Origin of the sequence: Cronobacter dublinensis subsp. dublinensis LMG 23823, from assembly GCF_001277235.1 — a bacterium.
Lineage (GTDB): Bacteria > Pseudomonadota > Gammaproteobacteria > Enterobacterales > Enterobacteriaceae > Cronobacter > Cronobacter dublinensis.
Window position 1 is genome coordinate 3330367 of record NZ_CP012266.1, and the last position, 23148, is coordinate 3353514.

Genomic DNA, 23148 nt, shown 5'->3' on the forward strand with positions numbered 1-23148 from the left:
TATCCCGGGGTGATTGCAAAAGCCTGATGCTAACCGAGAGGAGCGGTTGTGCAAAGCCAAACGCAAAAAACAGCAAAGGCAGGGGATGAACCCTGCCTTTGTGATGGAATCAGGCGGTGCCTTACTCAACGTGTCGCCCGGGTTCTGAAATAGCATCGCTATGATCAGCAGTTGGACGGCAGGCACCTTTGAGTGCGTCATTCGAGGTTTATGTAGCGCTCGCTAAGGGGCTGACATAAGAAGGTGAATGAGCCACTGGTTAATATTATGCAGTAACCGTGCCAGCTTTACCACATAAATCATAAGTTGCTGTTATGAAAGCATTTTAAATATATGAAGTCGATCAAGATCTTGTATTCTTTTTCGCCGGAGTGTCGCTAAAAGCCAACACTTCCCCCGCTGCTTTTTATGCGTCATATAAATCAATAACTTAAATGTCGCAAATCAGAGACACCCCGATCCGGCCGCTGTCGCAATTTACCGACACTGACCGTAATCAAACAGAATTGGGGTGGCCGCCAAAAGAAAAAGGCCTCTTGCGAGGCCTTTACAGAAGTTAAACGGGTACAGAGGTTAACCGAGCTGCTTACGCGCGTTGCGGAAGATGCGCATCCACGGGCTGTCCTCGCCCCAGTTCGCCGGGTGCCAGGAGTTCGCCACCGTGCGGAACACGCGCTCCGGGTGCGGCATCATAATCGTGACGCGCCCGCTTTCGGTGGTCACGGCGGTAATACCATTCGGCGAGCCGTTCGGGTTCGCCGGGTAGGTCTCCGTCACCGCGCCGAAGTTATCGATGTAGCGCAGCGCCACCAGGCCTTTGCTCTCAAGCGCCGCCAGATGCGCCGCGTCGCGCACTTCCACGCGGCCTTCGCCGTGGGAAACTGCGATCGGCATATGGGAGCCGGTCATGCCATCAAGCAGCAGCGACGGGCTGGCGGTCACTTCCACCAGGCTGAAGCGCGCTTCGAAGCGATCAGACTGGTTACGCACAAAGCGCGGCCACAGTTCGCTGCCGGGAATAAGCTCGCGCAGATTGGACATCATCTGACAGCCGTTACAGACGCCGAGCGCCAGGGTCTGCGGACGGTGGAAGAACTCGATGAACTCGTCGCGCACGCGGTCGTTGAACAGGATGGATTTCGCCCAGCCTTCGCCCGCGCCCAGCACGTCGCCGTAGGAGAAGCCGCCGCACGCCACCAGCGTGTGGAAATCGCCGAGGCCGCGACGCCCCGCGAGCAGATCGCTCATATGCACGTCGATGGCGTCAAAGCCCGCGCGGTGGAATGCCGCCGCCATCTCCACGTGAGAGTTCACGCCCTGCTCGCGCAGCACGGCCACTTTCGGGCGCGCGCCGGTCGCGATAAACGGCGCCGCGATATCGTCTTTAAGATCGAAGGTCAGTTTGACGTTCAGGCCCGGATCGTTGTCATTGGCTTTCGCCTGATGCTCCTGATCGGCGCACTCCGGGTTGTCGCGCAGGCGCTGCATCTGCCAGGTCGTTTCCGCCCACCACATGCGAAGCTGAGTGCGGCTTTCGCTGTACACCACGTTATCGCCTGCGGTCAGGGTGAAACGATCCCCCGCCACCGCTTTGCCGAGGTAGTGCGTGCACTCGCCAAGACCGTGGTCTTTAAGCACGCGCTCGACCTGCTCGCGCTCGGCGGCGGCAATCTGGATAACCGCGCCAAGCTCTTCGTTAAAGAGCGCGGCCAGCGCATCGTCCCCCAGCGCCGCGATATCCGCCTCGATACCGCAGTGGCCCGCGAACGCCATTTCGGCAAGCGTCACCAGCAGGCCGCCGTCGCCGCGGTCGTGGTAGGCCAGCAGTTTACGCTGCGCCACCAGCGCCTGAATGGCGTCGTAGAAGCATTTCAGCTGACCTGCGTCGCGCACGTCGGCCGGTTTGTCGCCAAGCTGGCGATAAACCTGCGCCAGCGCCGTCGCGCCGAGCGCGTTATGGCCGTTGCCGAGATCGATAAACAGCAGCGCGTTATCTTCGGTCGTCAGTTCCGGCGTTACGGTGCGGCGCACGTCTTCCACGCGGGCGAACGCAGAGATAACCAGCGACAGCGGCGAGGTCATCTCGCGCTGCTCGCCATCCTGCTGCCAGCGGGTTTTCATCGACATCGAATCTTTGCCGACCGGAATGGTCAGGCCGAGTTGCGGACAAAGCTCTTCGCCGACCGCTTTCACCGCCTCGTAGAGACCGGCGTCTTCCCCAGGATGCCCCGCCGCCACCATCCAGTTGGCGGAGAGCTTCAGGCGTTTGATATCGCCAATCTGCGTCGCGGCGATGTTAGTCAGCGCTTCGCCCACCGCCAGACGGGCAGAGGCGGCGAAGTCCAGCAGCGCCACCGGCGCGCGTTCGCCTATCGCCATCGCTTCGCCGTAGTAGCTGTCGAGGCTCGCGGTTGTGACCGCGCAGTTGGCCACCGGGACCTGCCACGGGCCGACCATCTGATCGCGCGCCACCATGCCGGTCACGGTGCGGTCACCGATGGTGACAAGGAAGGTTTTCTCCGCCACGGTCGGCAGATGCAGCACGCGTTTCACCGCGTCGGCAAGCGTAATGCCGGTGCGGTCGAACGGCTGACCGGCGGCCTGCAGGCGGGTGACGTCGCGGGTCATTTTCGGCGTTTTGCCGAGCAGAACGTCGAGCGGCATATCCACCGGCTGGTTGTCGAAATGGCGGTCGTTGAGGGTCAGGTGCAGTTCCTCGGTCGCCTCGCCGATAACGGCGTAAGGCGCGCGCTCGCGGCGGCAGAGCTCGTCAAACAGCGCCAGCTGCTCCGGGGCGACCGCCAGCACGTAGCGCTCCTGGGATTCGTTACACCAGACTTCCAGCGGGCTCATGCCCGGCTCGTCGCTTAAAATATCGCGCAGCTCGAAGCGTCCGCCGCGCCCGCCATCGCTCACCAGCTCCGGCATGGCGTTAGAGAGACCGCCCGCGCCGACGTCATGAATAAACACGATAGGGTTGGCGTCGCCCAGCTGCCAGCAGCGGTCGATCACTTCCTGACAGCGGCGCTCCATTTCCGGGTTGTCGCGCTGTACCGAGGCGAAATCGAGATCGGCATCCGACTGGCCGGACGCCATTGAGGACGCCGCGCCGCCGCCGAGGCCGATATTCATCGCCGGGCCGCCGAGCACAATGAGCTTCGCGCCTGGCGGAATGTCGCCTTTCTGCACGTGGTCAGCGCGAATGTTGCCGATGCCGCCTGCGAGCATGATCGGCTTGTGATAACCGCGCAGCTCTTCGCCGTTGTGGCTCGCGACTTTCTCTTCATAAGTACGGAAGTAACCGTTCAGCGCCGGGCGGCCAAATTCGTTGTTAAACGCCGCGCCGCCGAGCGGGCCGTCGGTCATGATGTCGAGCGCGGTGACAATGCGATCCGGCTTGCCGAAATCTTCTTCCCAGGGCTGCTCAAAGCCCGGAATACGCAGGTTCGAGACGGAAAAACCCACCAGCCCCGCTTTTGGCTTCGCGCCGCGGCCCGTCGCGCCTTCGTCGCGGATTTCGCCGCCGGAGCCCGTCGCCGCACCCGGCCACGGTGAAATGGCGGTCGGGTGGTTATGCGTTTCCACTTTCATCAGGATATGCGCCGGCTCCTGATGGAAGCTGTAGCGGCCCGCCTCGTGGTCAGCATAGAAACGACCCACCGATGAGCCTTCCATGACCGCCGCGTTGTCTTTATAAGCGGAGAGCACGAAGTTCGGCGTCCTCTCGAAGGTGTTTTTAATCATTTTAAACAGCGATTTCGGCTGTTTTTCGCCGTCGATAACCCAGTCGGCGTTAAAGATTTTATGGCGGCAGTGCTCGGAGTTGGCCTGCGCGAACATATAGAGCTCGATATCGTTCGGGTTGCGCCCCAGGCGGGTGAAGGCGTCATGCAGGTAGTCGATTTCATCTTCCGCGAGCGCCAGCCCCAGACGCACGTTGGCTTCAGCCAGCGCCTGGCGGCCCTGCCCCAGAAGATCCACGCTCTGCACCGGCGCGGGCTCGTGGTGTGAGAACAGCTGGGCGGCGTCTTCCAGCGCGCCGAAGACGGTCTCCATCATGCGGTCGTGCAGCACAGCGGCAATCTGCTGCCAGGCGTCATTGCCTGCGGTCGCGTCGGCGTCAATGTAATACGCCACGCCGCGCTCCAGGCGTTTGATCTGGCCGAGCCCGCAGTTGTGGGCGATATCCGTCGCTTTAGAGGACCAGGGAGAGATGGTGCCGGGACGCGGCGTGACCAGCAGCAGGCGGCCAGTCGGGGCGTGGCCCGCAAGGCTCGGGCCATATTTCAGCAGGCGCTCAAGGCGCGCGTGCGCTTCGGCATTCAGCGGTGCGGCGAGGTCAGCAAAATGAACATACTCGGCATAAATGGTTTTCACCGGGAGGTGAGCGTCTTTAAAACGAGCCAGCAGTTTGTTAATACGAAATGCCGACAGAGCGGGCGAACCACGCAGAATTTCCATCATCAAGTCTCTCGTCTTCGAAGCGCCGGAGGGCACCTCATTGGGCGCAAGGGGGAAAACGGGCGTCATTATAGAGAATCCGGCGCGCTGACGAAACCGTTTGCGTAGAAATAAAATCCTGCCGTCGCGTTAACGTTTGGTGTGACCAATTCCTGTAATTAGTTGCCAAGTGTCGCTTTGTTGCGCAAAATGCCGCTCCATGCCATTCAAACGAAACGGTTTATTAACGATTGTTCGCTGAGCCACGAGGCAACGCAGAGAATTAACTAATTGAAAAAATTAAAGCTTAATTATCTGCTCATCGGCGTCGTTACCCTGCTGCTGGCAGTGGCCTTATGGCCGGCCATTCCCTGGTCCGGTAAAGCCGATAACCGTATCGCCGCAATTCAGGCGCGGGGGGTTTTGCGCGTCAGCACTATCGCCACGCCGCTGACCATGTACCGCGTCAATGAGTCTATCTCCGGGCTCGACTACGAGCTAAGCCAGGCGTTTGCCGACTATCTGGGCGTTAAGCTCGAAGTCACCGTACGCCAGAATATCAACCAGCTGTTTGACGACCTCGACAATAACGACGCCGATCTGCTCGCCGCCGGGCTGGTCTATAACGAAGACCGCAGCCAGCACTATCAGGCGGGGCCCATTTATTACTCGGTGTCGCAGCAGATGGTTTACCGCGTCGGCAGCCTGCGCCCGCGAAGCCTCGCCAGCATTAAAGACGATCAGCTCACCATCGCGCCGGGCCATGTGGCGCTCAGCGAGCTGCAACACCTGAAAGAGACCCGCTACCCGGATTTAAGCTGGCGCGTCGACCCGAAGCTCAGCAGTAACGATCTGATGCTGCTGGTGGCGCAGGGCAAACTCGATTACACCATCGCCGACTCGGTGGCCATCGGCCTCTTCCAGCGCGTACACCCGCAGCTGGCAGTGGCGCTGGATCTGAGCGACGAACAGCCGGTGACCTGGTTTAGCCGCCGCAGCAGCGATAACTCGCTCTCCGCCGCCCTGCTCGACTTCTTTAACCAGATTAACGAAGACGGCACGCTGGCGCGCCTTGAAGAGAAATACCTCGGCCACGGCAACGACTTCGATTACGTCGATACCCGCAGTTTCCTGCGCGCCGTCGATAACGTGCTGCCGGATCTCCGCCCGTTGTTTGAGAAGTACGCCACCGATATTGACTGGCGGCTGCTGGCGGCGATTTCGTATCAGGAATCCCACTGGGACAGCCAGGCGACGTCGCCGACCGGCGTGCGCGGTCTGATGATGCTGACCCGCAATACGGCGCAAAGCCTGGGCCTGACCGACCGTTTAGACGCCGAGCAGAGCATCAGCGGCGGCGCGCGCTATCTGAAAGATATGATGGGCAAAGTGCCGGAAAGCGTGCCGGAAGAGGAGCGGATCTGGTTTGCGCTGGCGGCGTATAACATGGGCTACGCGCATATGCTGGACGCCCGCGCGTTAACGGCGAAGCAGAAAGGCAACCCGGACAGTTGGGCAGATGTGAAGCAACGGCTGCCGCTACTGAGCCAGCGGCCTTATTACAGCAAGCTGACCTACGGCTACGCGCGCGGCCATGAAGCTTACGCCTATGTGGAGAATATTCGTAAATACCAGATAAGCCTGGTGGGGTATCTGCTGGAGAAAGAAAAACAGGCCGCCGCCGCGGCGCAGCCTAAGCTTGTGCAGCGCTACCCGACGGGCATCACGCCACAGGGTCTGTTCCCGTCGCCGTTTTCGCCGCTGCCTTTAGGGCCTTTTTCTCAAGCCGGCGCTGTCGGAAAAACGCACTCAGCATCGCCGAACACTCTGGTGCCATTATCCCCTCGATAACCTGCACCTGATGATTCATGCCGGGGTGACCGGTGATATCCATCAGCGAACCGACCGCGCCGGTTTTGGCGTCGCGCGCGCCGAACACCAGCGTGCCGATGCGCCCGTGTACCATCGCGCCCGCGCACATCACGCAGGGTTCGAGCGTTACATAGAGCGTGGTTTCCAGCAGGCGGTAGTTTTGCAGCACCAGCCCGCCCTGGCGCAGCGCCATGATCTCCGCGTGCGCGGTCGGATCGTGGCGGCCAATCGGCCGGTTCCAGCCTTCGCCAATCACCTGATTATCGTGCACCAGCACCGCCCCCACCGGCACCTCGCCCTCGTCCCAGGCGCGCTGCGCGAGCGTCAGCGCATGGCGCATCCAGTATTCATGGGTGAGTTCAGTCTGTGACACGGTGTTCTCCGGGAGTATAAGGCGGGCGGCATTATACACACCGTTTATGGGTTGCGAAACGCGCGCCTTACTCGAGCTGCTGAAGCTGCCCTTGCGGCGTCACACGCCAGCGGTGCTGGCAGAAGTAAAGCAGCGGGTTGTCCTGCTTACTGTCGCTGTAGCCACTGTAAAGACGCAGCGGCGTGCCAATCTGGCGCTCCAGCTGTGCCACTTTTTCGTGGCCGAGGCAGCGCAGGGTCAGGATCCAGCCGCCGAAGCGGCGCTCCATCTGGCTGGCAATCACATTAACGCGCGGCAGCCAGGGGGTGTCGTAGTAGACCAGCTCCACCAGCGACTGCGGAGAGCCGGTGATTAGCCAGACGTCAGCGTCGGTGCTGGTGAGATAGCCGGTCAGGCGTTCATGCACCACCGGGAAGGCGGTCACATGCTGGCGAAACCAGGCGGAGAAGTCTTTTTCGAGCGCTTTGAGACGCGCTTCGCTGTGGCCGAAGGTACAGCCCCAGAGCAGCAGGCTCATCGGCCAGCGGGCCGCGCGTCCTTTAATTAACAGCCCTGCGCCCACCACGAGCAGCAGAGGAATAACCAGCAGCAGGTTGAGCGGCTGACGTCGCAGCAGATAGCGCATAAAGGTGCCAAACATATCTTGTTGATGCAGCGTGCCATCCAGATCGAAAAATACTACCCGACGCTCGTTATTGGCCAAACCTTACTCCTCTGGATCGTTAAAGCCCAGGAACCACGTAAACAGAAAACCGGCGATCACCGCTACCAGATAGCCTAACAGATAGAGCATCACTTTTCCGGTCACGATGGTTAACGCCAGCGGCAAGCCGGAGATGCCGAAAGTGATAACCGTCGCCACTTTAAAGTAGCTGATAATCGCGCCGCCTGCCGCCCCGCCGAGGCACGCGCCGATAAACGGTTTGCCAAGCGGCAGCGTCACGCCGAAGATAAGCGGCTCGCCGATGCCGAGCAGCCCGACCGGCAGTGCGCCTTTAATGACCTTTTTCAGCCGCGCGTTGCGGGTTTTCATCAGTACCGCAAGCGACGCGCCTATCTGGCCGACGCCCGCCATCGCGAGGATCGGAAACAGCGCGTTGTAGCCGTGCGTCTGCACCAGTTCGACGTGGATTGGCACCAGCCCCTGATGCAGCCCGGTCAGCACCAGCGGTAAGAACGTGCCCGCCAGCACCGCGCCCACCAGCAGCCCGCCCTTATCGATAGCGAGCGACGCGCCATGGGCGATGCTCTCTGAAATGACGCCGCCCAGCGGTTGCAGCGCCACGATGGCGACCGCGCCGGTAATCAGCGTCGTCAGCAGCGGATTGAGGATAAGCTCGACGGAAACCGGCAGCAGACGGCGCAGCGTTTTCTCAAGCCAGCACATCAGCATCACCACCAGCAGCACGGCGATCACGCCGCCGCGGCCTGGCTGTAACGGCTCGCCGAAGAGGGTTATCTGCGCGAGCTGCGGGCTGGAGAGAATACCCGCCATCACGCCGCCCATCGCCACCGAGCCGCCGAACACCCGCGCGGCGTTAACGCCCACCAGGATATTCATAATCGCGAACACGGCGCTGCCGAAAATACCGAGCAGGCCCAGCAGATTAGGGTAGCTGGTGGCGAAACCGCCAACGATATCCGGGCGTTTGAGGATATTAATAATGCCGGTAATCAACCCGGAGGCGATAAACGCCGGGATCAGCGGAATAAACACGTTGGCGAGCTGGCGCAGCGCGTCGCTCATCGGTGCCTTGTAACGGGCTTTCGCCTGCGCTTTAACGCGCGCCGCGTCGTCAGGCGTCGATCCTGCCTGCGAGCCGCCCTGCATCTGCGCGCGCATCGCCTCGACAACCTGGCCCGCGCGTCCGGGGCCTGCGATCAGCTGATGCTGCGCGCCCTGCTTCACATAACCGCTGATGCCGGGCAGCGCTTTCAACGCCGGGAGATCCAGCAGGCTGTCGTCGCGCAGCTCCATGCGTACCCGCGTCATGCAGTTTTCCAGCCGCTGGATATTGCCTTCGCCGCCCACGCCCTTGAGGATTTGCGTGGCGAGTGTCACCGATTTTTCCATACGCTCTGCCCTCTTACGGCTGCAACGCCGCCCTTAAAAAGCCGTGATGCGCGGCAAGGCGCGCGTGCGCGGCGTCCGCATCCAGTCCGGTCAATACCATTAAAATGGCGGGTTTCACTTCATAATCCGTTTGCGAAAGCACCGCTTCGGCTTCGTCGCGCGTCACGCCTGTCGCCTCCATCACCATGCGGCAGGCGCGATCCACCAGTTTGACGTTGGTCGCTTTCATATCCACCATCAGGTTCTGATACACCTTGCCGCATTTGACCATCGCGCCGGTGGAGATCATGTTGAGCACCAGTTTCTGCGCGGTGCCCGATTTCAGGCGGGTGGAGCCGGTGAGCGCCTCCGGGCCGACCACTGGCGAGATGGCGATGCCCGCGGCTTCAGCGATGGGCGAGCCGGGGTTGCAGGAGACCGCCGCCGTCGCGCAGCCCAGCGCGCGGGCGTATTGCAGGCCGCCGATGACGTACGGCGTGCGCCCGGATGCCGCGAGCCCGACCACCATATCGCGCGGCTCAAGCTCGATGGCCCTGAGGTCGTCTTCGCCAAGCTGCGCGTTATCTTCCGCGCCCTCGACGGCTTTCAGCAGCGCGCCGGGGCCGCCCGCGATAAGCCCGACCACCACGCCGTGCGGCACGCCGAAGGTGGGCGGGCATTCTGAGGCGTCCAGCACGCCGAGCCGTCCGCTGGTGCCCGCGCCCATATAGATGAGCCTGCCGCCGTTTTGCAGCGCCTGCGCCGCCGCGTCCACCGCTTTCGCCACTTCCGGCAGCGTTTCACGCACGGCGAGCGCCACGCGCTTGTCTTCTTCATTAAAACGCTTCAGCATCTCAAGGGTGGGGAGCGCGTCGAGATCCCGCGTGTCGGGGTTACGGGTTTCGGAGACCAGCGAGCCAAGATTCATATTGCACCTCTGAATTTTTAATTCATAATGATGACGCTATAATGGAATATAAAATTCAAAGTGGCGAGCAAATTTCCCGGCATTTAAAAGCCGATCACACTTAATCGAGCCGGAGACGTTAATGAACACCCTGATCCTTATCCGTCAGCGTTACCCGACGCTGGCGCAAAGCGACCGAAAGCTTGCCGATTTCCTGCTGCAATTCCCCGACTACGCTCGCCATCTCAGCTCGCAGCAACTGGCGGCGGAAGCCGGCGTGAGCCAGTCGAGCGTGGTGAAGTTTTCCCAGAAGCTCGGCTATAAGGGGTTTCCGGCGCTGAAGCTCGCCATCAGTGAAGCGCTGGCCAGCCAGAGCAATATTCACTCCATTGCGGTGCATAATGAGATTCTGGGCGACGATCCGCTGCGGCTGGTGGGAGAAAAGCTCATCAAAGAAAATCTCGCGGCGATGCATGCGTCGCTGGATATCAACCCGGAAGAAAAACTGCTGGCAAGCGTCGGCCTGCTGCGCAACGCGCGGCGCATCGTGCTGACCGGCATCGGCGCCTCGGGGCTGGTCGCGAAAAACTTCTCCTGGAAGCTAATGAAAATTGGCCTCAATGCCGTGGCCGAACAGGATATGCACGCGCTGCTGGCGACCGTGCAGGCGATGGAGCCGGAAGATTTACTGGTCGCGCTCTCTTACTCCGGCGAACGCCGTGAGATCAATCTGGCCGCCGACGAGGCGCTGCGCGTGGGCGCGCGGATCCTGGCGATCACCGGCTTTACGCCGAACGCGTTGCAGCAGCGCGCGACGCAGTGCCTCTATACCATCGCGGAGGAGCAGGCGACGCGCAGCGCGGCTATCTCGTCCACGTCCGCCCAGATGATGCTGGCGGATCTGCTTTTTATGGCGCTGGTGCAGCAGGATCTGGAGAAAGCGCCGGAGCGCATTCGCCACAGCGAGGCGCTGGTAAAAAAACTGGTCTGAGCATCGAATGGGCGTATAATGCCCGCCCTGTTTGTGTTGTTTCTGAGATTTTCCTGATGGCACTGCTTATCACTAAAAAATGTATCAACTGTGACATGTGCGAGCCGGAGTGCCCGAACGAGGCTATCTCAATGGGAGACAACATCTATCAGATCGATACCGATCGCTGTACCGAATGCGTGGGGCACTACGAGACACCGACCTGTCAGAAAGTGTGCCCGATCCCGAACACGATTATTAAGGATCCGGCGCACCTCGAAAATGAAGAGCAGCTGTGGGATAAGTTCGTGCTGCTCCACCATGCTGATAAACTCTAGCTTTCGATAATCACCGTCGCGCAGGCGTAATGCCGCTCGTCAGCGAGCGTGACATGCACGGCCGTCACGCCCATGCGCTCCGCCAGCCGCTGCGCCTCGTCCCAGAGCCGCAATTTAGGTTTTCCCAGCTCGTCGTTAAAGACTTCAAACTGATTAAACGCCAGCCCGTTGCGGATGCCGGTGCCGAAGGCTTTCGCCGCCGCCTCTTTGACCGCGAAGCGCTTCGCCAGAAACCGCACCGGCTGCTGGTGCGTCTGGTATTGCGCCCACTCGTTGGCGCTCAGTACGCGCTTCGCCAGACGATCGCCGGAGCGGGAGATGACCGCCTCGATGCGGTCAATCTCCACGATATCGGTGCCAAGGCCCAGGATCGCCATTAGCGACGCGCTTCCAGCATCAGACGTTTCATCTCAGAAACCGCCTCTTTCAGCCCGCTCATCACGGCGCGCCCGATAATCGCGTGGCCGATATTAAGCTCATGCATCTCCGGCAGCGCAGCGATGGCCTGGACGTTGTGGTAGGTGAGCCCGTGACCGGCGTTCACTTTCAGCCCTTTGCTGGCGGCGTAGGTCGCGGCCTTCGCGATACGTTCCAGTTCACGCGCGCGGGTAGCGTCATCTTCAGCATCGGCGTAGCAGCCGGTGTGGATTTCAATATACGGCGCGCCGACGGCGACAGCGGCGTCAATCTGAGCGTGGTCGGCGTCGATAAACAGCGACACCAGAATGCCCGCCTGCGCCAGACGCTCGCAGGCGTCGCGCATTTTATCGAGCTGACCTGCGACATCGAGCCCGCCTTCGGTCGTCACTTCCTGACGTTTTTCCGGCACCAGGCAGCAAAAATGCGGTTTTGTCTCGCAGGCAATAGCCAGCATTTCGTCGGTGACGGCCATTTCGAGATTCATTCGGGTGTGGAGTGTCTGGCGCAGAATACGCACGTCACGGTCGGTAATATGGCGGCGGTCTTCACGCAGATGAACCGTGATGCCGTCCGCGCCAGCCTGTTCGGCGATGAACGCCGCCTGTACCGGATCAGGATAAGCGGTGCCGCGGGCGTTACGCAGCGTGGCGATGTGGTCGATGTTAACCCCTAACAGCAAATCAGCCATGACAATCCTCGTAAATCGACAAATAGTGCGGGCAGTTTACACCTGGTCGGGAAAGGCTGGCTATGGCTGCGCGGTCAGGCGTTTTCGTCTTGCGGCGGGAGCGGACGTTTTTTCGGCACAAACTGACGAAACAGCTCGCGGCTTTTTAACGGCTTGCCGCCGAGATAGGGCTTGAGCGCCATCCGGGTAAAGCGCTTGGCTGCGCGCAGCGTGTCGGCATCGGGGAATTCGCGCGTGGCGAGCGCTTTCAGCTGGCGGCCGGTAAACGAGGTGTTGTCGATAACCAGGCTTGCGATAAAGCCTTTCTCTTCGCGGTAGCGATAGGTCATTACGTCATCTACTTCATCGCCCGTCCCGGCGCAGTGAAGGAAATCAACGCCGTAACCCAGGTGCCCCAGCAGCGCGAGCTCAAAACGCCGCAGCGCGGGCTCCGGCGAGCCGGTAGCGCCCGCGAGCGCCTGGATGCAGTGGAGGTAATCGAAGAAAAGCTCGGAGAAACGGGTTTCCGGCTCCAGCACGCGTGCGACGAGTTCGTTGACGTACAGGCCGCTGTAGAGCGTGATACCGGAAAGCGGAAGCGCAAGAGAGACGGCTTCAGCGCTGGTGAGGTTTTTCACCTCGCCGCGCCCGCTCCAGCGCACCAGCAGCGGCGTAAACGGCTGCAGCGAGCCTTTGAGGTTAGAGCGTTTGCGGCGCGCGCCTTTGGCGACGACGCGCACGCGGCCTGCCTCTTCGCTGAACAGATCGATAATCAGGCTGGTTTCGCTCCACGGACGCGCGTGGAGCACAAAGGCGCGTTGCCAGCCTTCCATCAGGGTGCCTTAGAGATCGTCTACATAACCGAGACTGCGCAGCGCGCGCTCGTCATCAGCCCAGCCCGATTTCACTTTGACCCACAGCTCAAGATGCACAGGCGCTTCAAACATATCCTGCATGTCTTTACGCGCTTCGATGCCGATGGTTTTGATTTTGGCGCCTTTATTGCCAATCACCATTTTCTTCTGGCCTTCGCGCTCGACGAGGATCAGACCGTTGATGTCGTAACCGCCGCGCTCGTTGGTGATGAAACGCTCGATCTCCACCGTCACGGAATACGGCAGTTCAGCGCCGAGGAAACGCATCAGTTTTTCACGGATGATCTCGGATGCCATAAAGCGCTGCGAACGGTCGGTGATGTAATCTTCCGGGAAGTGATGAGTCGCTTCCGGAAGATGCTTGCGCACAATCGCCGCGATAGTATCGACATTCATACCGGTTTCAGCCGAGATCGGCACGATATCGAGGAAGTTCATCTGGCTGCCCAGGAACTGCAGGTGCGGAAGCAGATCCGCTTTTTCCTGCACGTTATCCACTTTATTGATAGCCAGGATAACCGGCGCTTTGCCTTCGCGCAGTTTGTTCAGGACCATTTCGTCGTCCGGCGTCCAGCGGGTGCCTTCGACCACGAAAATCACCAGCTCAACGTCGCCGATGGAGCTGCTGGCCGCTTTGTTCATCAGACGGTTGATGGCGCGTTTTTCTTCCATATGCAGGCCGGGAGTATCGACGTAAATTGCCTGATATTCACCCTCGGTATGGATGCCCACGATACGGTGGCGCGTGGTTTGCGCCTTACGGGAAGTAATAGAAATTTTCTGCCCGAGCAGTTTATTCAGCAGCGTGGATTTTCCGACGTTCGGGCGACCCACGATGGCGATAAATCCGCAGTAAGTTTTGGCTTCGCTCATTCCAGCTCCAGTTTTTTCAGCGCCTGCTCAGCGGCTGCCTGCTCCGCTTTGCGGCGGCTGGAACCCGTGCCGACCACCGGTTCACTCAGGCCACTTACCTGGCAATGGATAGTAAATTCCTGATCGTGGGCTTCCCCACGCACCTGCACCACCAGGTAAGACGGCAGCGGCAGATGGCGCCCCTGCAGATACTCCTGCAGACGCGTTTTCGGATCTTTTTGTTTATCGCCCGGACTAATTTCATCCAGACGGGTTTGATACCAGGTGAGAATTAAGCGCTCGACGGTCTGAATATCGCTGTCGAGGAACACGCCGCCAATTAAGGCTTCAACGGTATCGGCAAGAATCGATTCGCGACGAAAGCCGCCGCTTTTCAGCTCGCCCGGCCCGAGGCGCAGGCACTCGCCAAGCTCAAATTCGCGGGCGATTTCAGCGAGCGTATTGCCGCGAACCAGCGTCGCGCGCATGCGGCTCATGTCGCCTTCGTCCACGCGCGGAAAACGGTGATACAGCGCGTTCGCAATCACGAAACTTAAAATGGAGTCACCCAGAAACTCCAGACGCTCATTATGTTTGCTGCTGGCACTGCGATGCGTTAATGCCTGCTGCAACAGCTCCTGATGATGAAAAGTGTAGCCCAGCTTTCGCTGAAGCCGATTAATTACGATGGGGTTCATGCGATACCAATTAATGAATGCGTCAAAAATTCAGCACACGGAACAGGGCTGAAGGGGTTCAAAGCTGTTTCGTGTGCCGTGGCTCCCTTACGGGAGCCAGCCGGAAATCGTCGGGGGAATATTCTATACACAACGACAGGGGATGTCGTTAGTTCCAACAGATTTAATTCGTTAATGAATGCCGCCGATTCTATTCAGGCGCACGCCTGTCGGCCATTCGCCTTCCTGCTTCTCGAAGCTCATCCAGATAGCGGTCGCTTTACCCACCAGATTCGCTTCCGGAACGAAGCCCCAGTAGCGGCTGTCGGCGCTGTTATCACGGTTGTCGCCCATCATGAAGTAGTGTCCTGGCGGAACGATCCAGGTGCCGGTCTGCTGGCCCTGCTGGCGGTAGTAAATGCCCACCTGATCCTGCGCGACCGGCACGGTCAGGATGCGGTGCGTGACGTCGCCTAAGGTTTCCTTACGCTCGGTCAGGCGAATACCGCCATCTTTGCTTTCGTTCTTCGGCACCTGGAAGAAACCGCTGCTCGCCTCGCCGCCATTCTGACGGCCAAAGGTCTGCACGAAATCGCTCGGCTCAACGCCGGAATAGGTGATGGGCAGCGCACTGGCGCACGCCTGACCTGAACTGCAACCTGGCTGAACGGTAACTTCTTTCGCCACCGGATCGTAGCTTACTTTGTCGCCCGGCAGACCCACCACGCGCTTGATGTAGTCAAGGCGCGGATCGCCTGGATATTTAAACACGGCGATGTCACCGCGCTTCGGATGACCGGTTTCGATAAGCGTCTTCTGGTAAATCGGATCTTTAATCCCGTAAGCGAATTTCTCCACCAGGATGAAATCGCCGATAAGGAGCGTCGGCATCATCGAGCCTGAGGGGATCTGGAAGGGTTCGTAGATAAACGACCGCACCACCAGCACCACAGCCAGAACCGGAAACACCGATGCGCCGGTCTCCAGCCAGCCAGGCTTCTGGCTCGCTTTCTTCGACGCGACCGTCTCCTGCGCATCGGCGGCGGCAAGCGCCGCGCGCTCGCGGCGCTTCGGTGCGAAGATAAATTTATCCACGCACCACAAGATGCCCGTCACCAGCGTTGCGATGACCAGGATCAGGGCAAACATATTCGCCATGCCAACTCCTTAGGTTATTTACCGTCTTTCCCAACGTGCAGAATGGCGAGGAACGCTTCCTGCGGCAGCTCGACGTTACCGACCTGCTTCATGCGTTTTTTACCCTCTTTCTGTTTCTGCAACAGCTTTTTCTTACGGCTGACGTCGCCGCCGTAGCATTTTGCCAGCACGTTTTTACGCAGCTGTTTCACTGTGGAGCGGGCAATAATGTGGTTGCCGATAGCCGCCTGAATGGCGATATCGAACTGCTGGCGCGGGATCAGCTCTTTCATCTTCTCCACCAGCTCGCGACCGCGATACGGCGCGTTGTCGTTGTGGGTGATGAGCGCCAGCGCATCGACGCGCTCGCCGTTAATTAGTACGTCGACACGCACCATGTTAGAGGCCTGGAAGCGCTTGAAGTTGTAATCGAGCGACGCGTAGCCGCGCGAGGTGGACTTCAGGCGGTCGAAGAAGTCGAGCACCACTTCCGCCATCGGGATTTCATAGGTCAGCGCGACCTGGTTGCCGTGATAGACCATGTTGGTCTGCACGCCGCGTTTTTCCACGCACAGCGTAATCACGTTGCCCAGATATTCCTGCGGCAGCAGCATATGACACTCGGCGATAGGCTCGCGCAGTTCCTGAATGTTGTTCAGCGGCGGCAGCTTGGACGGGCTGTCGACGTAAACCACTTCATTGTTGGTCATCTGCACTTCATACACTACGGTCGGCGCGGTGGTGATGAGGTCAAGATCGTATTCACGCTCCAGACGCTCCTGGATTATCTCCATGTGCAGCAGGCCGAGGAAGCCGCAGCGGAAGCCGAAGCCCAGCGCCGTTGAGCTTTCCGGCTCGTAGAACAGAGAGGCGTCGTTCAGGCTTAGTTTGCCGAGCGCATCGCGGAAGGACTCATAATCGTCGGAGCTGACCGGGAACAGACCGGCGTAAACCTGCGGCTTCACTTTCTTAAAGCCTGGCAGCGCTTTGTCCGCCGGGTTACGCGCAAGGGTCAGGGTATCGCCGACCGGCGCACCCAGGATGTCTTTAATCGCGCAGACCAGCCAGCCTACTTCGCCGCATTTCAGTTCGGTACGGTCGATTTGTTTCGGCGTGAAAATTCCGAGACGGTCAGCATTGTAGGTCTGGCCGGTGCTCATGACTTTCACTTTGTCGCCCTTGCGCAGGGTGCCGTTTTTCACACGGATAAGCGAGACGACGCCCAGATAGTTATCGAACCAGGAGTCAATAATCAGCGCCTGCAGCGGGGCGTCCGGATCGCCTTCCGGCGCAGGGATATCGCGCACCAGACGTTCCAGCACATCCTGCACGCCAACGCCGGTTTTCGCCGAGCAGCGCACCGCGTCGGTGGCGTCGATGCCGACGATGTCTTCGATCTCTTCCGCCACACGCTCAGGGTCGGCGGCGGGCAGGTCGATTTTGTTCAGTACCGGCACCACTTCGAGATCCATTTCTATCGCGGTATAGCAGTTCGCGAGGGTCTGCGCTTCCACGCCCTGCCCTGCGTCCACCACCAGCAGCGCGCCTTCGCACGCGGCGAGGGAGCGGGAAACTTCATAGGAGAAGTCGACGTGGCCGGGGGTGTCGATAAAGTTAAGCTGATAGGTTTCGCCGTCGGAGGCTTTGTAGTCCAGCGTTACGCTCTGGGCTTTAATGGTAATGCCGCGCTCGCGCTCCAGATCCATGGAGTCCAGCACCTGCGCTTCCATTTCGCGATCGGAAAGGCCGCCGCAAATCTGGATAATACGGTCAGACAGCGTCGATTTGCCGTGGTCGATGTGTGCGATGATCGAAAAGTTGCGTATGTTCTTCATATAGCGAGATTTTTATGCCTTATAAATCCTGAGAGGCTCGGCGCAACGCGCGGTACTGAGCATGATGTCTCTGGCTGTCTTATGCCTGAAACGCTGCATTCTACACTACAACCAGAAAGCGGGGAAACTGCGTCTCAGGTAAGCATAGACGGCGAATGAAAATCACAAAGAAAGGAAGCGTAAAAGCACGCAGCCGGCGGTTACCGGCTGTCTGAGGAGGACGTGGTTTCAACGCGCAGCGCATCCGGCGGCAGGCCGACGCTGAGAATAACCGGCTGCCAGCTTTCGCGCGCCGCAAACTTCGGCGACAGGCCGCGCGCCAGCAGAAAACCGCCGACGCCGCCAAGCGCCGCGCCGCACAGCGCGGCGATATCGGTGCCAAACAGCGCCTGAAACACCCCGGCCATAATGAACAGGCCCACCAGCGGCGACATATACACCAGCATGGCGGAGCCCAGCAGACTGCCCTCGGCGATGCCCAGCTCTACTTTCTGCCCGGCCACCAGCGGTTGTTCGCTTGGCACGTTAATAAAGTGCGTGTTTTGCGGCCCAAGCTTATTAAGCACGCGCGTACCGCAACCTGCGCGCGATGCGCAACTGCTGCACGACGCTTTGACGTCGCAGCTGAGTACCGCTTCGCCGTTTTGCCACGACACGACCGTGGCCCACTCTTTAATCATTGGGGTGCCCTGAATTTAATGCTGCTCGCGATCCGCTTGGCGGTCGGGGGCGGTAATTCGCCGACCACCGTTATCTCGGCGTTATCGCGAACTTCGGTACTGACGGTGCGCCGACCGGTGCGCAGCATCTGCTCGCTGCTGTTGGCGCTGGCGCGGCTCACATTAATGGAAAAGCTAAACAGACCGTCGGAATAGAGCCGTGACTCGACCGGCGAGTCGATGCCCGGCAAGGGACGACGGCTGCTGGAAATCTCAGTGAAGCCCTGCGGCAGCCAGGAGGCCGACCAGCCAAACTGCGCGTTATCGCCAGCCGGTACGGACAGCAGCGGCGGCAGCGATGCTTTCGCGAGGTTCTGCATCATTGTGCCCGGCTTGTCGTTAACCGTGAATGAGACCACGCGGAACTGCTCCAGCGTTTCGCCGTCGCGATCCAGCAGATCGACGCGCATCGGCAGGCGGGTATCGCTGTCGAGCCATGCGATATAGCCATAACGGGTGCCATCGCGCGCGACCACGCGGATCACTTCGCAGAGGCGATCGGCGATGCGGGTACGCCCGACGGAGATAAAATCATAATAAGGCGCGAGGCGGCGGAAATCGGTGTAGACCAGCGACGGCAGGGAATCGACGATGTAATCGCCGTTCAGCGTAAAGGGCTCAAGCCCCGGCTCGAAGTAGCTGATTTCGGTGCCGCGCTGTACGACTTCGCGACGCGGGCCGTCCAGCTGCAATAACTGTGCGAGGGGCTTATTGTCGAGCCTGGCGTGCCGATAGCGCAGCGATTCCACACCCTGCTTATTGATGCTGACAAATGAGAGCTCGTAATTGAGTGACTGGCTCGCCAGGTTCATCTGCTGCAACAACGCCTCGGACGATGCATCCGCCGAGGCGTTGAAGGAAACGAACAGGCTGCCCGCCATAAGAGAGACGGCGCACCAAAGTTGCTTCATTACTGCGATTGAGTTCCTAAAGTCTGATTACCAGGCACTTGTACGGCGGCCTGCTGCGTCTGCGACTGCTCCAGCTGAAGCTGTTCAGCATGCAGGCGGCGTTGCAGTTCGTAATCCTGCAGCATCGCGTTAATGCGGCGACGCTGTTCCTGAACCTGCGGCTGACCGCCGGTGGTGTTGGCATCCGCCGTCGGTACGCCGAGGCTGACCGGACTGGCTTTGCCCATCATCGGCAGCGTATTGAAAACAGGCGCTTCCGGCTGTGCGGCAGCGTCCGGCTGACCATTATAGTGCTGAACGCCGACGATCACCGCCAGCGACACGCACGCGGCCATGCCAACCTGCGTCAGCTGGCTCGCCCAGGGGCGGACTTTATGCCAGAACGGCATTTTCGCCCACTGTTGCGGCGCGGGCTGCGATTCAGGAATGAGCGGCGCGACCTGACGGGCCGGCTCGTTTTCGATAGCCGCCATAACACGCGCGGAGATATCGAAATGAAGCGTTTCGCCGGTATCGCCGCGCAGGGTATCACGAATGAGGTGATAGCTTTCCCAGGTTTGCTGGAGCGCTTTGTCGTTTTCGACGGCGCTCAGCAACTCGCTGTCCAGAGCTTCCCCATCCATTAAAGCGGAAAGTTTTTCTTTCTGCATGCTTAATACCTTTTCCAGTATCCCGCTATCGTCAACGCCTGATAAGCGGTTGAACTTTATTATCAATGGCTTCCCGCGCGCGAAAAATGCGGGAGCGAACCGTACCGACCGGGCAATCCATAATAGCCGCTATCTCTTCATAGCTCATGCCATCCAGCTCCCGCAACGTAATTGCCATGCGTAAATCTTCCGGGAGTGACTCGATAGTACGGAATACGATCTGTCTCAGTTCCTCAGACAACATTAAGTTCTCTGGGTTCGAAATTTCTTTCAGCGCGCCGCCGCTTTCGAAGTTTTCCGCCTCGTTGGCGTCAACGTCACTGGAAGGCGGCCGACGGCCCTGAGCGACTAAATAGTTTTTTGCCGTATTAACGGCGATACGGTAGAGCCAGGTATAAAAGGCGCTGTCGCCGCGAAAAGAATCAAACGCGCGCCAGGCTTTAACAAAAGATTCCTGAACAACATCAGAGACGTCGCCGGAGGGGACATAGCGGGACACCAGATTCGCGACCTTATGCTGGTAACGAATGACCAGTAAATTAAAGGCTTTCTGATCTCCCTTCTGGACCCGTTCGACAAGGACCTGATCCGTTAACTGCTCGCTCATCCGAGGTAATGTCTCCCCAAACCTGAATTTCCACGCGTAATCGAAATGCCACCCGAACTCTGCACTGTGAGCAAGCAGAAGCTTAGAGCGCCGGTCACCCGGAAAGTTCCGTTACGCCTTTGTTTTTGTGCAGCAATTGCGAACGCCGGTTCTACTCATTATATGTTCACAATCCGAATGAAGCCTGTAATAACAGTATTTTGTTACACAGGCCGCTTGCAGGGTAACGCAAGCCCGCCCTTTTTTCATCTTTAAATCTCCGGGATGCGCGGCATTACGCAGCGTTTTCTTTATGCCCGCAGGCGATAAGGCAGAATGTCGCTCGCGTGTTTAGTCGTTACAACGCAGATTAAAAAAAGCGTGTTTGATTTCGCATTCTGGTGCTATGCTGGCCAAACATTGTTTAGTAAATTAAACACCCGCGATGAAAACGACAACTGAGCTTCACTGTGATGTGCTGATTGTAGGTAGCGGCGCCGCTGGCCTTTCTCTGGCGCTGCGTCTGGCGGAACACAGCCAGGTGATGGTATTGAGTAAAGGCCCGCTGAGCGAAGGCTCTACCTTTTATGCGCAGGGCGGCATCGCCGCGGTTTTCGACGAAACCGACAGCATCGCCTCGCACGTTGAGGACACGCTAATCGCGGGGGCCGGGATTTGCGATCGCGACGCCGTAGAGTTTGTCGCGGGCAACGCGCGCCACTGCGTGCAGTGGCTTATCGATCAGGGCGTGCTCTTTGACACTGAAGTACAGTCCAATGGCGAGGAGAGCTATCACCTCACCCGTGAAGGCGGCCACAGCCACCGCCGCATTCTTCACGCCGCGGACGCCACCGGCAAGGCCGTCGCCACGACGCTGATGGACAAAGCGCTGAGCCACCCTAACATCCGCATTCTTGAGCGTCACAACGCCGTCGATTTAATTATCTCGGACAAAATCGGGCTGCCGGGCACCCGTCGCGTGGTCGGCGCATGGGTCTGGAACCGTAATAAAGAAGCCGTCGAAACCTGCCGCGCGAAAGCTGTCGTGCTGGCGACCGGCGGCGCGTCGAAGGTGTATCAGTACACCACCAACCCGGATATCGCCTCGGGCGACGGCATCGCGATGGCCTGGCGCGCGGGGTGTCGCGTCGCCAACCTCGAATTTAACCAGTTTCACCCGACAGCCCTGTTTCATCCCCAGGCGCGCAATTTCCTCCTGACGGAAGCGCTGCGCGGCGAAGGCGCGTATTTAAAACGCCCTGACGGCAGCCGCTTTATGCCGGAGTTTGACGAACGCGCAGAGCTCGCGCCGCGCGATATCGTGGCGCGCGCTATCGATCATGAAATGAAACGTCTCGGCGCCGACTGCATGTATCTGGACATCAGCCACAAGCCGGAAGCGTTCGTCCGCCAGCATTTCCCGACCATCTATGAAAAGTTGCTGGGGCTTGGCATTGATCTGACAAAAGAGCCGGTGCCGATAGTTCCTGCCGCGCACTACACCTGCGGCGGCGTCATGGTGGATGAGCACGGGCGCACCGATGTTGACGGTCTCTACGCCATTGGCGAGGTGACTTACACCGGTCTGCACGGCGCGAACCGCATGGCCTCGAACTCTCTGCTGGAGTGCCTGGTTTACGGCTGGTCGGCGGCCGAAGATATCCGGCTGCGTCTGCCCTACGCGCGCGACGTGAAAACCTTGCCCGACTGGGACGAAAGCCGCGTCGAACATCCCGACGAACTGGTGGTGCTACAGCATAACTGGCACGAGCTGCGGCTCTTTATGTGGGATTACGTGGGTATCGTGCGCACCACCAAGCGGCTTGAGCGCGCGCTGCGGCGCATCACGATGTTGCAGCAGGAGATTGAAGAGTATTACGCCAACTTCCGCGTCTCCAACAATCTGCTGGAACTGCGTAACCTGGTGCAAGTAGCGGAGCTTATCGTGCGCTGCGCCATGATGCGTAAAGAGAGCCGCGGTCTGCACTACACGCTTGATTACCCGCAAGCGCTGCCGGATTCCGGCCCTTCCGTGCTCTCGCCGCTGGTTCACATAAATAAATAGAAGGCTTGCGTCAGCGCGCAGTAGGCCTGCGAATAGTGCTGATCCGGCCCGCGGATCAGCACATCATCGCTAAAGCACTCACCGGGCGCGGGCGAAAACGCCAGCAGAACCCGGTGCGGCAGTTTTCCTTCGTTCTCCGCGACATCCGTGCGCAAACGCAAATGCCACCCTTGCTCCGTCGCCTGACGGCTGAACGCCTCGCCGCTGCTTTCCGGTAACACCACGCAGAAAAATCCCTCTTCGGTAATAAGCTGCGCCGCGCAGGCGAGCAGCGCGCCGTGGTCGAGCGTCGTGGTGTAGCGTGCCTGTTCACGGGCAGGCGTCGCACAGGCGACGCCTTTGTCATAATAAGGCGGGTTGCTGACGATAAGGTCATAACGCTGCGTCTGCTGCTGCGTCCAGGTCTGAATATCGGCGCTATGTACCTTAATACGCGTGGCCCACGGCGACGCATCGGCGTTTTCGCGCGCCTGCGCCGCCGCTTCCGGGTCGAGCTCCACCGCATCGAGCGTCACCGCATCGGGCGTGCGCTGCGCCAGCATCAGCGTCAGTAAACCGCTGCCGGTGCCGATATCCAGCACCCGCTGCGCTTTCGCGACCGGCGCCCACGCGCCCAGAAGAATGCCGTCAGTGCCCACTTTCATGGCGCAGCGGTCGTGGGCGACAAAAAATTGCTTGAAGGTAAAGCCGTTGCGGCGTAGCGGTGTTTTTGGCTGAGACATCATGAGGACCTGATAACAAAACCGCTGTAGCATAGGCGAAAGCGCCGCCGGGGAAAAGGAGAAGCCGGGAAAGGGATGA

At 59.6% G+C, this 23148-nt stretch carries 20 protein-coding genes and 1 pseudogene; 4 read left to right on the top strand and 17 right to left on the bottom strand.

Annotated features, from left to right (window positions below; all coding sequences use genetic code 11):
- Window positions 1-573 precede the first annotated feature (573 nt).
- Window positions 574-4464, bottom strand: coding sequence for a phosphoribosylformylglycinamidine synthase (gene purL / locus AFK67_RS15295; protein ID WP_038883066.1), 3891 nt, complete (start codon window positions 4462-4464; stop codon window positions 574-576).
- Window positions 4465-4731: 267 nt separating this feature from the next.
- Here purL and mltF point away from each other — a divergent pair, with 267 nt between their 5' ends.
- Window positions 4732-6291, top strand: a complete 1560-nt coding sequence (gene mltF, locus AFK67_RS15300; RefSeq protein ID WP_007712650.1) for a membrane-bound lytic murein transglycosylase MltF — start codon at window positions 4732-4734, stop codon at window positions 6289-6291.
- Here the strand turns inward: mltF and tadA are convergent.
- The 4 genes and pseudogenes from tadA to murQ form a co-directional block, all read right to left on the bottom strand.
- Window positions 6254-6652 (bottom strand): annotated as a pseudogene (gene tadA / locus AFK67_RS22165) (tRNA adenosine(34) deaminase TadA); the annotation flags it as partial. The gene mltF and the pseudogene tadA overlap by 38 nt on opposite strands.
- A gap of 100 nt (window positions 6653-6752) precedes the next feature.
- Window positions 6753-7388: a phosphatidylglycerophosphatase C gene (yfhb, locus tag AFK67_RS15310; protein WP_007712647.1), complete on the bottom strand. Its 636-nt coding sequence runs from the start codon at window positions 7386-7388 to the stop codon at window positions 6753-6755.
- Between the two features lie 3 nt (window positions 7389-7391).
- A complete protein-coding gene (locus AFK67_RS15315) occupies window positions 7392-8759 on the bottom strand; it encodes a PTS transporter subunit EIIC (protein WP_007712646.1) in 1368 nt (455 codons plus the stop codon).
- Between the two features lie 13 nt (window positions 8760-8772).
- Window positions 8773-9666 carry an N-acetylmuramic acid 6-phosphate etherase gene (gene murQ / locus AFK67_RS15320; RefSeq protein WP_007712645.1) on the bottom strand — a complete coding sequence of 298 codons (894 nt, stop codon included), beginning with the start codon at window positions 9664-9666 and terminating at the stop codon, window positions 8773-8775.
- Between the two features lie 121 nt (window positions 9667-9787).
- On the opposite strand from murQ, the gene AFK67_RS15325 reads away from it, so the two are divergent.
- The gene (locus AFK67_RS15325) at window positions 9788-10636 is read left to right on the top strand and encodes a MurR/RpiR family transcriptional regulator (RefSeq protein WP_007712644.1); all 849 of its coding nucleotides are present in this window, start codon (window positions 9788-9790) and stop codon (window positions 10634-10636) included.
- A gap of 56 nt (window positions 10637-10692) precedes the next feature.
- Window positions 10693-10953, top strand: a complete 261-nt coding sequence (locus tag AFK67_RS15330; RefSeq protein ID WP_032966467.1) for a YfhL family 4Fe-4S dicluster ferredoxin — start codon at window positions 10693-10695, stop codon at window positions 10951-10953.
- Here the strand turns inward: AFK67_RS15330 and acpS are convergent.
- The 11 genes from acpS to rpoE all read right to left on the bottom strand — a co-directional run bounded on the left by acpS (window position 10950) and on the right by rpoE (window position 20303).
- Entirely contained in the window at window positions 10950-11330 is a 381-nt protein-coding gene (gene acpS, locus AFK67_RS15335; RefSeq protein WP_007712640.1) for a holo-ACP synthase, read from the bottom strand. The two genes, AFK67_RS15330 and acpS, sit on opposite strands and share 4 nt — an antisense overlap.
- Window positions 11330-12061, bottom strand: coding sequence for a pyridoxine 5'-phosphate synthase (gene pdxJ, locus AFK67_RS15340; RefSeq protein WP_007712638.1), 732 nt, complete (start codon window positions 12059-12061; stop codon window positions 11330-11332). The genes acpS and pdxJ overlap by 1 nt, the downstream gene beginning before the upstream one ends.
- 74 nt (window positions 12062-12135) lie before the next feature.
- The gene (gene recO / locus AFK67_RS15345) at window positions 12136-12873 is read right to left on the bottom strand and encodes a DNA repair protein RecO (protein ID WP_007712636.1); all 738 of its coding nucleotides are present in this window, start codon (window positions 12871-12873) and stop codon (window positions 12136-12138) included.
- Window positions 12874-12882: 9 nt separating this feature from the next.
- Window positions 12883-13788, bottom strand: coding sequence for a GTPase Era (gene era, locus AFK67_RS15350; protein ID WP_007712633.1), 906 nt, complete (start codon window positions 13786-13788; stop codon window positions 12883-12885).
- Window positions 13785-14465: a ribonuclease III gene (gene rnc / locus AFK67_RS15355; RefSeq protein WP_007664232.1), complete on the bottom strand. Its 681-nt coding sequence runs from the start codon at window positions 14463-14465 to the stop codon at window positions 13785-13787. The genes era and rnc overlap by 4 nt, the downstream gene beginning before the upstream one ends.
- A 171-nt stretch (window positions 14466-14636) precedes the next feature.
- Window positions 14637-15602, bottom strand: a complete 966-nt coding sequence (lepB, locus tag AFK67_RS15360; RefSeq protein ID WP_007712630.1) for a signal peptidase I — start codon at window positions 15600-15602, stop codon at window positions 14637-14639.
- Window positions 15603-15616: 14 nt separating this feature from the next.
- Window positions 15617-17416: a translation elongation factor 4 gene (lepA, locus tag AFK67_RS15365; protein WP_007751446.1), complete on the bottom strand. Its 1800-nt coding sequence runs from the start codon at window positions 17414-17416 to the stop codon at window positions 15617-15619.
- Between the two features lie 200 nt (window positions 17417-17616).
- Window positions 17617-18096: a SoxR-reducing system protein RseC gene (rseC, locus tag AFK67_RS15370; RefSeq protein WP_007712624.1), complete on the bottom strand. Its 480-nt coding sequence runs from the start codon at window positions 18094-18096 to the stop codon at window positions 17617-17619.
- Window positions 18093-19046: a sigma-E factor regulatory protein RseB gene (gene rseB, locus AFK67_RS15375; RefSeq protein ID WP_038883064.1), complete on the bottom strand. Its 954-nt coding sequence runs from the start codon at window positions 19044-19046 to the stop codon at window positions 18093-18095. Before rseB ends, rseC begins: the two co-directional genes overlap by 4 nt.
- Window positions 19046-19696: an anti-sigma-E factor RseA gene (gene rseA, locus AFK67_RS15380; RefSeq protein WP_007728333.1), complete on the bottom strand. Its 651-nt coding sequence runs from the start codon at window positions 19694-19696 to the stop codon at window positions 19046-19048. Before rseA ends, rseB begins: the two co-directional genes overlap by 1 nt.
- A gap of 31 nt (window positions 19697-19727) precedes the next feature.
- Window positions 19728-20303 carry an RNA polymerase sigma factor RpoE gene (gene rpoE / locus AFK67_RS15385; RefSeq protein WP_007728334.1) on the bottom strand — a complete coding sequence of 192 codons (576 nt, stop codon included), beginning with the start codon at window positions 20301-20303 and terminating at the stop codon, window positions 19728-19730.
- Window positions 20304-20727: 424 nt separating this feature from the next.
- On the opposite strand from rpoE, the gene nadB reads away from it, so the two are divergent.
- Complete coding sequence (gene nadB / locus AFK67_RS15395) at window positions 20728-22347, top strand: L-aspartate oxidase (RefSeq protein ID WP_032967508.1); 1620 nt, start codon at window positions 20728-20730, stop codon at window positions 22345-22347.
- On the opposite strand, the gene trmN is transcribed toward nadB, so the two are convergent.
- The gene (gene trmN, locus AFK67_RS15400; protein WP_032967509.1) at window positions 22332-23069 is read right to left on the bottom strand and encodes a tRNA(1)(Val) (adenine(37)-N(6))-methyltransferase TrmN; all 738 of its coding nucleotides are present in this window, start codon (window positions 23067-23069) and stop codon (window positions 22332-22334) included. The two genes, nadB and trmN, sit on opposite strands and share 16 nt — an antisense overlap.
- Between the last annotated feature and the right edge of the window lie 79 nt (window positions 23070-23148).